Source organism: Clostridium tunisiense TJ (genome assembly GCF_000300195.1).
Taxonomy (GTDB): Bacteria; Bacillota; Clostridia; order Clostridiales; family Clostridiaceae; genus Clostridium_J; species Clostridium_J tunisiense.
Map to the genome: position 1 here is coordinate 21837 of NZ_AMQH01000002.1, position 13995 is coordinate 35831.

At 30.2% G+C, this 13995-nt stretch carries 12 protein-coding genes; 3 read left to right on the forward strand and 9 right to left on the reverse strand.

Going from position 1 to position 13995, the window contains the following annotated elements; translation table 11 throughout:
- Positions 1-168 precede the first annotated feature (168 nt).
- The gene (locus C661_RS0100250; protein ID WP_017413281.1) at positions 169-1197 is read left to right on the forward strand and encodes a FecCD family ABC transporter permease; all 1029 of its coding nucleotides are present in this window, start codon (positions 169-171) and stop codon (positions 1195-1197) included.
- Positions 1197-2003 (forward strand): ABC transporter ATP-binding protein, encoded by an 807-nt coding sequence (locus C661_RS0100255; RefSeq protein ID WP_017413282.1) that lies wholly within the window; start codon positions 1197-1199, stop codon positions 2001-2003. Before C661_RS0100250 ends, C661_RS0100255 begins: the two co-directional genes overlap by 1 nt.
- A gap of 55 nt (positions 2004-2058) precedes the next feature.
- Here the strand turns inward: C661_RS0100255 and C661_RS20960 are convergent, their stop codons facing one another.
- Entirely contained in the window at positions 2059-2766 is a 708-nt protein-coding gene (locus C661_RS20960) for a DUF8091 domain-containing protein (protein WP_017413283.1), read from the reverse strand.
- Between the two features lie 614 nt (positions 2767-3380).
- Here C661_RS20960 and C661_RS0100265 point away from each other — a divergent pair.
- The gene (locus tag C661_RS0100265; protein WP_242825955.1) at positions 3381-3881 is read left to right on the forward strand and encodes a metallophosphoesterase family protein; all 501 of its coding nucleotides are present in this window, start codon (positions 3381-3383) and stop codon (positions 3879-3881) included.
- A 311-nt stretch (positions 3882-4192) separates the two neighbouring features.
- Here C661_RS0100265 and C661_RS0100270 read toward each other — a convergent pair whose 3' ends face one another.
- The 8 genes from C661_RS0100270 to C661_RS0100305 all read right to left on the reverse strand — a co-directional run bounded on the left by C661_RS0100270 (position 4193) and on the right by C661_RS0100305 (position 13798).
- Positions 4193-5170 carry a biotin--[acetyl-CoA-carboxylase] ligase gene (locus tag C661_RS0100270; RefSeq protein WP_017413285.1) on the reverse strand — a complete coding sequence of 326 codons (978 nt, stop codon included), beginning with the start codon at positions 5168-5170 and terminating at the stop codon, positions 4193-4195.
- A gap of 76 nt (positions 5171-5246) precedes the next feature.
- The gene (locus C661_RS0100275; protein ID WP_017413286.1) at positions 5247-5882 is read right to left on the reverse strand and encodes an HDIG domain-containing metalloprotein; all 636 of its coding nucleotides are present in this window, start codon (positions 5880-5882) and stop codon (positions 5247-5249) included.
- Between the two features lie 317 nt (positions 5883-6199).
- Positions 6200-7726 carry a VanW family protein gene (locus tag C661_RS20965; protein ID WP_017413287.1) on the reverse strand — a complete coding sequence of 509 codons (1527 nt, stop codon included), beginning with the start codon at positions 7724-7726 and terminating at the stop codon, positions 6200-6202.
- Between the two features lie 272 nt (positions 7727-7998).
- Entirely contained in the window at positions 7999-9354 is a 1356-nt protein-coding gene (locus tag C661_RS0100285) for a VanW family protein (RefSeq protein WP_017413288.1), read from the reverse strand.
- Between the two features lie 454 nt (positions 9355-9808).
- Complete coding sequence (locus C661_RS0100290; RefSeq protein WP_017413289.1) at positions 9809-10987, reverse strand: acetyl-CoA C-acetyltransferase; 1179 nt, start codon at positions 10985-10987, stop codon at positions 9809-9811.
- Positions 10988-11408: 421 nt separating this feature from the next.
- Positions 11409-12764, reverse strand: a complete 1356-nt coding sequence (locus tag C661_RS0100295; RefSeq protein ID WP_017413290.1) for a sigma-54 interaction domain-containing protein — start codon at positions 12762-12764, stop codon at positions 11409-11411.
- The gene (locus tag C661_RS0100300; protein WP_017413291.1) at positions 12761-13285 is read right to left on the reverse strand and encodes a Gx transporter family protein; all 525 of its coding nucleotides are present in this window, start codon (positions 13283-13285) and stop codon (positions 12761-12763) included. The genes C661_RS0100295 and C661_RS0100300 overlap by 4 nt, the downstream gene beginning before the upstream one ends.
- A gap of 9 nt (positions 13286-13294) precedes the next feature.
- Positions 13295-13798, reverse strand: a complete 504-nt coding sequence (locus C661_RS0100305; protein ID WP_242825956.1) for a NusG domain II-containing protein — start codon at positions 13796-13798, stop codon at positions 13295-13297.
- Positions 13799-13995 lie beyond the last annotated feature (197 nt).

A 13995-nucleotide genomic window follows, 5' to 3' on the forward strand; every position in this document is an offset into this window, starting at 1 on the left:
CTCTTTTATAGGGCATACTTTTATACATATTTAATATAAGGCATCTTTAAAAAATAAATAAGTCAGCATGCTTGTCTGTTTTGTGTTATACCATTTGAGCAGACCCTTAGATAGTGCATCTTTCACTTATTATTTGTTTTCAGATACCTAAAGGAAATGAGGGATAATATGAAACTTTTTAAAGAAAGGAATATATTTTGGAATTACATAGGTATAGGGCTACTACTGTTAGCTTTAGTAGTAGTAGCTGTAAGTTTTGGTGCTGCAAACATTACTCCTATTGACACCTTTAAAGTAATTTTATCCCAAATTCCTTTTGTAGGTAATTTTGTTGATGTAAGTTCCATTCCTGAAACTTCTTATACTATTGTAATGAAAGTAAGACTTCCAAGAATACTTCTCGGTGCACTAATTGGAGCTAATCTTTCTGTAGTTGGAGTTACCTATCAAGGTATATTCAAAAATCCAATGGCTGACCCTTATATTTTGGGAATTTCCTCTGGAGCAGCTTTAGGCTCTGCTCTTAGCATAGTATTTCACTTTAATAACACTGCTGGCCTAGCCTTTGTTGGTGCACTATTAACCACTTATCTAGTTTATAGCATTGCTAGAGTTGGAAACAAAGCTCCCACAGTGAATCTTCTTCTTGCTGGTGTAGCCGTAAGCTTTTTTCTCTCTTCCATAATTTCTTTATTAATGGTTCTTTTCACTAAACAAATAGATAAAATAGTATTTTGGAGCCTGGGAAGCTTAGTAGCTTCCAACTGGAATAAAGTATTACTAGTACTTATACTATCTCTACCTATGATTATAGTAATTATAGCTAACTCCCGTGAGTTAAATATAATCTCTACTGGTGAAGAGTCAGCAAAGAACTTAGGAGTTAATACAGAAAAAACAAAAAAACTTCTCCTAGTGATAAGCTCACTACTTATTGCAACTAGTGTATCTTTTACTGGTATTATTGGTTTTGTGGGGCTAATTGTACCTCATTCTGTGCGCATACTATACGGAGCTGATCATAAAAGATTAATCCCTCTATCTGGTCTTTACGGTATGGCTTTCTTAATAATATGTGATACCTTAGCAAGAACTCTTATAGCTCCTACAGAAATTCCTATTGGTGCTATTACTTCTTTCTTTGGTGCTCCATATTTTATATATCTTTTATATAAAAATAAAAATAAGGTGATGTAATGGATAAAGAAAATAAAAAATCTATTGAAGTTAAAAATTTAAGCTATTCCGTTGTAGATAAAGACATTTTGAAAAATATTACGCTATCTGTAGAAACCGGAAAATTTTACGGAATTATTGGTCCAAATGGTTCTGGAAAAACTACCCTACTTAAAAATATTTCTAACTCCTTAGGTATCGATAAAAATAAAATTTTCATCGAAAATAAAGACATCTTAACCTATAATTATAAAGATTTAGCAAAAACCATGTCCTATGTGCCTCAAGATAACGAAAGTAACTTTGACTTTACAGTATGGGATATTGTACTTATGGGACGCTACCCCTACCTTAGAAGATTTCAACAAGAAAGCCAAAGGGACATGGAGATAGCTGAAAACGCCTTAAAACTTACTAAAACCTTTCACCTTAAGGATAAAAACATAAAGTTCTTAAGTGGTGGTGAACGTCAACGAGTATTTATTGCTAGAGCCTTAACTCAAGAGACTAAGATTTTAATTTTAGACGAGCCTATATCTATGCTTGATATACACCATGCTCTAGAAATAATGGATACCATAAAAAACTTAAATTCAAAGGTTGGCCTTACAATCCTCACCGTACTTCATGATTTAAATCTGGCTGCAGAATACAGTGATGAATTAATTCTTGTCGATGACGGAAAAATTGTGGCTATAGGAACTCCTGAAGAAGTACTCACAGAGGAAAATTTAGAAAAAGTATATAAGGTTAAAGTTTCAATAAGTAAGAATCCATATTCAAAGAAACCACATATAATACCTATACCTAATAGATATTATAAATAACAGAGAAAATATTTGTTCTTTTAAAGTCAAATATTTTCTCTGTTTTTCTTTAAAGTTATCTACAATATAATAATTCTCTTCCACGTTTTCCACATTCTTTTATAATTTCTGCATTTTTTAGTGTATAAGTTATTTTTCTTACCTTTTGCACTGGTAAATTTAACTTTTCTGCTAATTCCTTATTAGTAAAATACTCAGGCAGTTCCTTTGGCAGAAACTTATTAAAGTCTTCTATAGAGTTAAAAACATGTTTCTCTACAACTTCCACTAGTTTCCTATCTACTATGCTAGTTCCTTTTCTTCTCCAACTACCCTTTCCATCTTTTCTTCTTATTTCCTCTTCAATGGTCATTAAAACCTCAAGTTTAAAGTTTTCCCTTCCTAATAAGTAAGGAGTACTTACCAGCTCATCAAAAATATCCTCTAGCCCCCCCTTTTTAGGGGATTTTCTTCTACTTATAACTTGTCCATCTTTATCTTGAGTTATTATGTACTTTTCCACAGCTATTGGATGCACTAATACTACCTTATTATATTCTAGTATATCTATTAACTTTTTCCCTATGGCATAAAAGTTTTTAGTTTGAATTTCGTAAAAGGTATCTTCTTTAATAACATCAATAATATAACTTCCAACTTTATATTCTACTTTTGAATTTTCATCACTATATAACTTTTTTATATCTGAATGAAGGGCTTTTTCATTATTAGTACCTATACCTCTTCTATCTACAATGTCAGTCCTTGATATTTCCTTTTTCATTGTGTGCTTCCTTCCCTGCAAAATTTTATAAAGGTTAAATAGAGGTTTGTAAGTTAAAACTATATTTGAAGTATGTTACTAATTTCTCTACTGCATATTATATAGCTTATTAACTAAGCTTTCCTATGAATAATTGTATTATAATTAGTGGAATTTTAATATAGGCTTTCTTAGTTAAAGATTAATTTATTCATTTTGAAAACACCTTAAGGGAATCAATATAAGTTCCCTCCTAAAATAAATGTTAAATTTAATCATCTATAGATAAACCACGTCCAAGTTTGAAGAGTTTTTTACTCTAAAGTAGTAAGAACTTAACTTTATTTTAAGTTAAGATGTAGTTTATCTATCTAGATATAAGCTCTTAATAAAATTTATATTTTGTAACAGGAATGAAAGAAGATAAATAAACTATAATGTAGTGAAACTTTTTTAATTGTTTGAGTATACTTTTCTCACTTTTCTTTAAATAACTTAATTTTTTATATGGATATCCTTAGTACACGGTAGTTTTATTTAAACCTCCACGTTCCTTAATATTAGCATTATAATTATCAACTCATTAAGCTACTAATTAAATCCGAATATCTATGGACTAAAAACAAATTTTGGTGGTGATAAACTTGAAGATAGCAATAATTTCTGATACACATATTCATAAACATGGTGATAAACTCCAAACTCTAATTAAAAATAGACTATCCTCTGTGGATCTTATCATTCATGCAGGCGATTATACAGATATAAGAGCTGTGACTCTTCTTCAGAAAACACAAAAATTCCTTGGAGTTTGGGGAAATAATGATAAAGCTTCCATTAGAGAAATTATAAAAGAGAAGGAAATTTTAAAGGTCGAAAACTATAAAATTGGAATATATCATGGTCATGGCATGAGAAGCACTACTATAGATAATGCTTACTATGCTTTTTCTGATGATGATGTAGATATAATTGTTTATGGACATAGCCATCAACCTAGCATTTCCACAAGGAAAAAAGTGTTGATGCTAAATCCCGGTTCTCCGACTAGCAAAAGGAAAGAAAGATGGTATTCCTATATAATTCTTGAAATATGCCAGAATAACATTTTTGCCAGTTTACATTTTTATGAATAGCTTTAATTGTTTTTATAAAAGTTGAAGTATAATGCTCTATTAAATTACTTCCATAAAGATTTCCCTATCCAATATTTCATTAAGGGCATAATTCTTAATTTCCCTTAACCTTTAGTTTGACAATATAAGAATCTATAAGTGATTAAATGGTACTTGGGTATTGCACAAGTAATATAATTTCAAATTACTTATTTACTAAGAAAGTAATAAAACTACCAAGGAGTATTTTTACTCCTTGGTAGTTTATACTTTCAAACCTTTTTCATTAGTTAACTATACATAACCCTTGAGAATCATCCTTACAAATATGGCTAAACGTATCCATATAAACCTCTCACAGATATCTCTCCAGACAACACTTTTCCAAGAACTCCATCTTCATACTCAACTATTAATTCACCATCATCATCGATATCTATAGCCTTAGCCTTCCTTATGTTTTCCCCATTAATAAGTCTAACATCCTTACCTAAAAGTACAGATTTATTTCTACATATATCTATAACCTGATTAAAATTATTTTCTATGATAAATTTATTATATAGGTTTTCAAAGTTATTTAATATACCTGCTACTAATAACTTTCTATCTACTTCTCTTCCAGTTTCTAGCTTTAAGGAAGTAGCTATGCTATTAATTTCTTCTGGAAAACTATTTGTATTAACATTTATCCCAATACCCATTACTATGTAATTAACTCTGTCCATTTCACCACTCATTTCAGTGAGTATTCCACAAACCTTTTTACTATTTAACACTATATCATTTGGCCATTTTATATAAGCCTCTATTCCTACCTCTTCCATTGCTCTCTCTACAGCTGCGGCACCAATCAACGTAAGCTTAGAAGCCATAAAAGGACTTATATTGGGTCTTAAGATTACAGTCATCCATATACCAGTGGATTTCGGCGACACCCAAGCCCTACCAAGTCTTCCACGCCCAGAAGTTTGTTCCTCAGCTAAAATTACAGTGCCATGGACTGCACCTTCTTGTGCTAACTTTTTAGCTAAAACATTTGTAGAATCTATACTATCATAATGAAGGAAATTTCTTCCCATCTCCTCTGTCTCTAAATACTTTCTTACCTCTCCATAGGTTAGTAAATCTGGAGAATACTCTAATTTATATCCCTTTTTAGATATGGATTCAATTTTATATCCTTGGTCTTTAATAGTTTTTATATGTTTCCAAATTGCTGCCCTACTAATTCCAAGCCTTCTACTTAATTCTTCTCCAGATATAAAATCCTCGCTATTTTTTAGAGCCTCTAAAATCTTTTCCTTCACTAAAATCGTTCCTTTCACAAATCCAGTTAAACTTTATATAAGCTCACTTAAATTCTTATACTACTTTAAAATCACTTTATTTTTGAACTTTTCTACTTAATTTCTTTTTACTCTTCTCTAAAAATGCCTTAACATTTTTTTCTTCCTTTTCAATGGTGTTTCTATTCATGTCTCCTCTTCCTAGTCTATCACACTTTCCTAGTAATGCAATTTCTTCTATAGAGGTTTCTTCATCCATCTTCTCAACATTCTGCCAAGGCATATCTTTTACTACAAATAATATTTGCATGTGCCATCTAACTAAAGCAGTTACCTCTCTTATAAACTCTTTATCTTCATTAAAATACTCTAGAAACTCTCTTGCCATCCTTTCCCCTACTTCATCATGGTCATAGGACGTGATTTTTCCCTTTCTAACCTTTGTAGTTGGACCCTTTCCTATATCATGAAGCAAAGCTGCCCACATAAATACTCTTGGATTTTCACTATGATTTCTTCTTGTTGCTGCCTCATCTACCACCATCATAGTATGATTCCACACACTTCCTTCTGGATGATACTCTAAATTTTGTTCTGTTTTTATAAGATCACTAATCATATTAAAAGGATATTCTTTAGGGTAAGCACCCAACTCTATAAGACTATTAAAATATTCAGAAGGTTTTTCATCCTCCATAAGGTGTTTTTCAAATTCTATAAAGTAATTACTCATTTTTTTCACTCCTCTCTTGGTAATAATTATTTATGTATTGATTTATTTTTGCACCAAAAATCATTTATTTAATATACTATTTATATACTCTAAATTGTATTCCCCCTTAGATTTGAAGCTACGATATTATATTTAGTATTGTGGCTTCTTTCTATTGTATATATCTTTTAGGTTACTTTATTTATTATATCTATTTCTCTCTATTTTCTTTCATTTTTATCATAACTTAAGCTAAATTTTTATAGAGATAAATTTTAAAGAAAAAAGACCTACAATCAGTAGATCTTTTTTATGTTATGTTTAAATAATTGCTTCTATTATGGGTTTGGTTTCGGTGTAGTATCAGTATTCTGATTTGGCGTAGTTGTTGCCGGAACCTCAGGATTACTTGGAGGAGGTGTAGTAGGCTGTTTAGCCACTACTGGTTTAGTTCCTCTTTTTATAATCCTAGGATTTGGTTTATAAGTATCATTATTTAAAAGTTCTCTTGCTATTTCCTTACCATTCTCATAAGTTACTCTATAAGCCTTTGCCTTGTACCCATTTGACCCTGGTTTATCTACAACTTCTTTTCCCACTTCTAAATTTGGATCATCCATATATTTTACTGGTGGTGCTACATGATCATAGGTTTCTGTTGGAAAACTATAGGTTTTTCCCATTAGTGATGAATTAGAATACAGACTTAAATATACTTTACCACCCGATGTATACCCTTCTATATAAATTGGATATTGAGTTGAGTTAGTAAAAGTATAATCTATTCCACCATAGAAAATTGTAGCATCCAAACCCGGTTTTACATATCCTACTGGCATACTATGGTTTCTTCTACTATCTGGTATTATCCCTGCTAGTAATACTGCATTGTGCAAAGTACTTGATACCTGGCAGATACCTCCACCGTAATCATCTACTACTTGGTCCCCTACGTATGCTCCACCTTTTTGATATCCTTTATCTGGAGTGGTGTTACCTACTATTGTGTTAAAACTAAACTTATCTCCTGGCATTAGTAAAGTCCCATTTAAAGCTTTAGCACCAAGTGAAATATTAGTGGCTCTACTTGATGTAGATGTTCCAAAGCTTGTATCAAAGGATGATATTTTAGCATTAATTTTTGATAATTGCTCTTTAGTTACCTTAGGTACATCTTCATTTACTTTAGCTATTACCTCTATATTTCCTTCTTTTGTACTAGCAATTTTGCTATTTAACTCGTCCATAAGTGCTTGTACATCTAATTTAGCTCCAACCTTTTCTTCTTGTATTGAGAATTGATCACCAGAAGCCTTTTTTATTGTAGCATCTTTTTTTTCTTTATTAACTTCTTTTTCAATAGCTGCAACTTTATCCTTTATAACTTCACTATTATAAGTAAATTCCATAGTAAAGTTTTTGCCTTCACCATTTTTTATTAATTTAAATTTGTTAACCGCATTTAAATCTCTACCATAATTGAAAGCATCTTTAACTGTATTTTCTACATTGTACTGCACATTAATATCTGAATACTTTATAGAATATTCCTTATTCGCTGCTTTAATGCTAATATTTCTGTTTGCTATTTCTTTTTCATACTTTTCTCCAATAGCCTTTATAGCCTCTTCAATAGTTTGTCCAGAAATATCTATTCCCTCTATAGCAACTTTTGGCATTACTATATTTTCGTATTTATTAATGGTACCATACATATATGAAGTAGCACCAACAAAAGATAAAGCAAGTATTCCAACTACTGAAGAAATTACTATAATTTTCTTTTTGCTCTTTTGATCTTTTGGCTTTTTATTTGTTGGAGTGCCACTAATTTTACTCTCATTTTTCTCCAAATTTATATCCATAGCCACATCCCTTTCTATAATAAATTATAAAGTTACATTTGCTCTTATAAGTATATCATAAAAAAATGTAACTTTCACTTGTATATTGCTAGTATATAATTATTTTTCTATTAATTTTTTAACCCAAGTTTACCACTTAATACTAGATAACCTTTATAGTGTTATTTGGTATTTAAAAGTAAGAAAATTCACCATACATGTGAAAAAAGTATTAACAAAATTCTATGCTTTTGTTAATACTTTTTAATTAAGCACTTTCTAAACTTTTTCATTTACCCTAAACCTCTTTTTACTATCTTTTCTACTGGTTTATAATAATCATCATATAGTAATCTTTTATTATCTTCTCTTCCATTTTCATAGGTAATCATATATACCTTTACTTTATATCCATTGCTACCCTTATTCTCTATTACTTCCTCACCTTTTTTTAACTTATTATCCTTAATATATTTAGTATTTTTAGGAATCTCCTTATAAACATCACTAACAATATTATAACTTCTATTCTTTAGGCTAGAATTAGAATAAATATTAAATACCAATTCATTATTATTTATATAGCTATGAATGTAAAGTGGGTAATTTAAAGTATTTTTAAATTTATAATCAACTGTGTTGTAAAAAACTGTTGCATCGGTTCCTTTTGGAACATATGCTACTGGCATAGAATGATGCATTCTTTCTATTGGAATAATTCCTGCTCTTAATATAGCATTATGAAGAGTTGTAGATACTTGACACACACCACCACCATAACCTGGTTCTAATTTTTTATTAATTATTACTGGTGCTTCTTTATATCCTTTATCTGGAGTTGTATCTCCAACTAAACCATTAAAGCTATAAGTTTCTCCTGGCATAACTACTATTTCACTAGCAGCTCGTGCTGCTATTTCAATATTTACAGATCTTTCACTAGGAATAAACTTTGTTGAAAAGGAAGATATAACACTATCAATTTTTTTTAGTTCCTCAGCAGAAATCTTAGGTTTCGTAACACTTACTGTTGGTTCCAAACTTATACTAAGCTCTCTTTTATTAATTTTTTCTACAATTTCCCCCAATGCTTTATTGACATCTATTTCTTCTTTTATTTTTTCTTCCTGAACCTGAAAACTCTCTCCATTTTTTCTAATTGATGCATCTAAAATCTCTTTGTTTAAACTCTTATCTATTTTTTCAAGTAAAGCTTTAATTGGTTCTTCTTTATATGCTAAGCTTAAATTATACTTTATGTTTTTAGGATTCTTTATAAGCTTGTATTGACTGTAAAAATTTAATTCTTTTCCATAATTAAAAGCACGATTTACTACTTCATTAGTGTTATAATGCACATTTAACTCTTTGTATGGCAGGTTATATTCATTACTTTTAACCTTTATACTAATGTTACCTTTTTCCAATAGCTTGTCATATTTTTCTATAAGAATATTTTCAGCTTCCTCCTTTGTTTTTCCACTCATATCGATATCTTCTACACTGACTCCGGGATATATGGCATTTTTAAATTGGCTAGAAACAGAATAGGAATACTTTATATATGCTGTAATACTTAGAATTAATAAACACATTACCAAAACCACTAGGATTGTTTTCTTCTGTAATCTTCCTTTTAATTTGCTCATAATATCCTTCCTTTCATAATGTATTCTTAATACTTATGGTGTGTAGTAATCCACAAAATATTCTTTTATAAAACTTACATAATAGCCTATAAATTCTAATAAAGTCAATTCATTGGTATGTAAATCTATAAAATTTAATTTTACATTATTAAAGTAAATTTATGGATAAGTTTTAGCTTTAATACTTTTAAAACATAATACTGAGCATAACCTAACTTTTAGTACTTAAACTTTATAAGGCGCTTTAAATTGGAAATCATTTTACACTTATGCAAAATTACTTAAGAAAGTAATATATCTTTGCTACCTAAATTTTAGTTTTAATTTTCTAAGCTAAATTATAAACTAATTATTTACCATAGTTTTATATTCTTATTATTAATAAATCCATAATAATAAAAACTTCCTATAACATATAATGTCATAGGAAGTCTTATTATTATATATAATTTTATTATCTTTCAACTACAAGAGCTGTACCTTGTCCTCCACCTATACATAAGGTTGCAAGACCAGTTTTAGCATCTCTTTTAATCATTTCATAAATTAATGAAGTAAGTATTCTTGCTCCTGAAGCTCCAATTGGGTGTCCTAAAGCTATAGCTCCACCATTAACATTTACTTTATTCATATCAAAGTTTAGATCTTTTCCAACTGCTAAAGATTGAGCTGCGAAAGCTTCATTTGCTTCAATTAAATCTAAGTCTTCTACTTTTAAATTTGCTTTATCTAAAGCTTTTTTAGTTGATGGAACTGGACCATAACCCATTATCTTTGGATCTAATCCTGAAGAAGCATAAGATTTTATTGTTACAAGAGGCTTAACCCCTAATTCTTCTGCCTTTTCTTTTGACATTACAATTAACATCGCAGCACCATCATTTATTCCTGAAGCATTACCAGCTGTTACTGTACCATCTTTTTTGAAGGCTGGCTTAAGTTTAGCTAGTTTTTCAATAGTCATATTTGATTTAGGGAATTCATCTGTATCAAATACTACTGGTTCCCCTTTTCTTTGTGGTATTACTACTGGTACTATTTCATCTTTAAATCTTCCAGCTTTTATAGCAGCCTCTGCTTTTAATTGGCTATTTAAAGAAAATTCATCTTGCATTTCTCTTGTTAAGTTCCATTGCTCTGCAATATTTTCTGCTGTTATTCCCATATGATAGTCATTAAAAGCATCCCATAAACCATCTTTAATCATTATATCTACAAGACTAGCATCTCCCATTCTTTGTCCCCATCTATTACTTGGAACTATATAAGGAGCATTACTCATGCTTTCTGTTCCACCTGCTAGCACAACATCAGCATCTCCTGATTTAATCATTTGAGCTGCTAAGCTTACAGCTCTTAATCCTGATCCACAAACTTTATTTATAGTCATAGCTGAAGATGCTTCACTTAATCCTGCATGTATAGCTACTTGTCTAGCAACATTTTGTCCTAGCCCTGCACCTAATACATTACCAATTACAGCTTCTTCAATTATTTCCGGATTAATTCCTGCTCTTTTTATAGCTTCTTTTGCTGCAATTGTACCTAGCTCCACTGCAGATAGTTTTGATAAACTTCCACCAAAAGCTCCTAAGGCTGTTCTAGCTGCACTAACAATAACTACTTCTCTCATAACTAATTCCTCCTATTAAATCAACAAATATTATATTTAAAATTTAATAATTATTATTTATAAATTTTATATTTCCACGCTATTTATTATAGCAATTTTCATGCCAACTTTCAAAGTTAATAAAACCCTGTTATACCAAGGGTCTTACTTTTCCCTATAAATTTGCAGTGTAAACAAAGTATACACTGCATTGGAATCAAGTATTTTCAAGGGTTTCTTGTTAATTTTATAACATCTATGTTAAATTAATCACTTAAAGGAATCTCAACATGTTACCATGTTTTTATTGTTAACTTTATGTTAACTCATTTTTATTTTATTAATATTCTTTTCTAATGCTACAAAAACACAAGCACATGTAAACTTTGTTTACATGTGCACTTAAGTTGACATATTTATGATTTTATTACACAACTTTATATTATTCTAACCCTAATCTTTTTATCTTTTTATAAAGCCCTGCTCTACTAATACCTAGAATTTTAGCAGTTTGGTTCTTATTTCCTTTAGTTTTCTCCAAGATACTAACTATTATTTCCTTTTCCATTTCGTCAACTGCTTCCTTTAAGTCACTATTATCAATGTTATGTTTTTTACCTTTAGTTTCTACTATTTTATCTGGCAGGTGTTTAGGTAAAATTAAAAGTTCTGTATCTAAAAGATTTATAGATCTTTCAATAACATTTTCAAGCTGTCGTATATTACCAGGCCAATCGTAATTTTTTAAGTATTCTAAGGCTTCTTTAGACACCCCTTCTGAGTAAATGCCATATTTATTGCAAAGTTTTACTCTTAAGCTATCTGCTAACAATTCTATATCTTCAGCTCTTTCTCTTAAAGATGGAAGTTTTAAATGTATAACATTTAATCTATAATATAAATCTTCTCTGAACTTTTCTTGTTCTATGAGTTCTTGTAAGGATTTATTTGTGGCAGCAATAACTCTCACATTAATATTTATAACTTCATTGCCACCTACCCTCATAATTTCTCTTTCTTGTAATACCCTTAAAAGCTTAACTTGCATGCTTAATGGCATATCACCTATTTCATCTAAAAGTATGGTTCCCCCATTGGCAATTTCAAACTTTCCCTTAAGCCCACTTTTTTTTGCTCCAGTAAATGCACCTTCCTCATATCCAAACATTTCAGATTCAAAAAGCTCAGCTGGGATAGCAGCACAATTAACTTTTACAAAAGGCTTAAGTGCTCTTTTACTTCCATTGTGTATAGCTTGAGCCAATAGTTCCTTTCCTGTTCCACTCTCACCTGTAATAAGTATGGAGGAATCCCCTTTTGCTGCTCTTTGAGCAAAATTTACTACTTCCTGGAACTTTATACTTTTTCCCATTAAACTATTAAAAGTATATTTTGCTTTTTTTTCGCTATCTAATTCATTTTTATAGTACTGAAGCTCTTTTTCTAAATTTGTGATTTTGCTACTAAGTATTTTAAAATTATTTAAATCCTTAAACATGATCTTGCCGATAGCACCCTTCAATTTTCCATCTAGTACTATAGGTACTCTAATAGATATTATTCTGTGATTGTTTACTTCTTGTATTTCTCCAAATTCTTTTAAACCTGTCTTCGCTACAATATGAAGCTTAGTATTTGGAATTACCTCTGTAACATGCTTACCTTCTGGATTAATGCAACCTAAAAATTCCTTATATCCATTACTCATCATAGTTACAATTCCATTCTCATCAACAACCACAATACATTCTTCAAAGCTATCAAAAATAAAATTCAGTAACTCTTCATCAATGTTCATATAAAATCAAACCCCATTTGTTTTGATATTTTCTTTAAATGACTTACAGCAAAATTACCTGTTAACCCAACAAAAATTCCTGTACCTACTCCTGCTATAGTCATAATTGGTAAATATAACATTACGCCAAAAGTATTAACTACTAATGCAGCAGCAGCTAGTTGTCCAATATTATGAAATACAGCCCCTACAGAACTTACTCCTATGATACTTACATGATTCTTTCCTATGTTTTTTATAACAACCATAGATAAGTAGCTAAAAATTGCTCCACTTAAACTATAAATTAATCTTGATATACTTCCTCCGAACATTACTGATAGAAGTATTCTAAGAAATAAAACTAGAAAGGTTTCCTTATAATTTAGAGTGTACAATGCTATAACTGTTATGATGTTTGCCAATCCAAGCTTAGCTCCTGGAGTTATGAATGGTACTGGAATCATATTTTCAAATATATGCAATACTAAGGACATTGCCACCAGTAAGGATATATACGTCATTTTTCTTATATCTTTCATTTAATCACCTCAGCGAGAAATAAAGTCTTCCGTGTCACTTGTATTTTTACTTCCCCTAATTTCAATCACCACTCTATGTGGCAGACAAACAATCCGCTCTCCAGGTCTATTTACCAATCCAGGTAATACACAGACTTTATCTGGACAATCTGCATCCACTACCCCAATCTTACTTCCTTCAACTTTAATCTTGTTAACTCCTTCATGAGTAGTTATATTGAATTCTTCTGTGGTAGTATGGTTATCTAATCTAATCCTTCTCTGTTCCTTACCATCAACTGAAATTATTGCATAAATCTCACCATTACTTGAGCCTTCTCCATATATGAAAATCAAGTATGGTATAAATGAAATTACTACTAATAATACGATAATTATTACATCCCATTTTTTCACAATTTTCATCTTATCATCCATTCTAGTAACAATCTTAATAAATTTGTCTAGCCAAAATAAAGGCTTACATACATTAACTAGTATAACATAAAATATTCTTCTAGTATTCACTTTCACTGAGGATTTTATAAAAGATTTAAAAGTATAAAGCAGTCCTCAGCTTTTTTATTTACATCTGTGAATAAAAATCTTATAATGTTACTCATAAGATTTTTACTGACTTTATTATTAATCAATCTCATTTATTTAAACAGTTCTAAAAGGGAATTATAAGGTCAACCTAACCTTCTTTGTTGCTAAAGAATTTATTGTTT

Coding starts and splice junctions, on each gene's coding strand:
- C661_RS0100295 (WP_017413290.1), bottom strand. CDS start 12,764: ATGAACATTGATGAAGAGTTACTGAATTTTATTTTTGATAGCTTTGAA.
- C661_RS0100290 (WP_017413289.1), bottom strand. CDS start 10,987: ATGAGAGAAGTAGTTATTGTTAGTGCAGCTAGAACAGCCTTAGGAGCT.
- C661_RS0100250 (WP_017413281.1), top strand. CDS start 169: ATGAAACTTTTTAAAGAAAGGAATATATTTTGGAATTACATAGGTATA.
- C661_RS0100300 (WP_017413291.1), bottom strand. CDS start 13,285: ATGAAAGATATAAGAAAAATGACGTATATATCCTTACTGGTGGCAATG.
- C661_RS20960 (WP_017413283.1), bottom strand. CDS start 2,766: ATGAAAAAGGAAATATCAAGGACTGACATTGTAGATAGAAGAGGTATA.
- C661_RS0100275 (WP_017413286.1), bottom strand. CDS start 5,882: ATGAGTAATTACTTTATAGAATTTGAAAAACACCTTATGGAGGATGAA.
- C661_RS20965 (WP_017413287.1), bottom strand. CDS start 7,726: ATGGATATAAATTTGGAGAAAAATGAGAGTAAAATTAGTGGCACTCCA.
- C661_RS0100255 (WP_017413282.1), top strand. CDS start 1,197: ATGGATAAAGAAAATAAAAAATCTATTGAAGTTAAAAATTTAAGCTAT.
- C661_RS0100285 (WP_017413288.1), bottom strand. CDS start 9,354: ATGAGCAAATTAAAAGGAAGATTACAGAAGAAAACAATCCTAGTGGTT.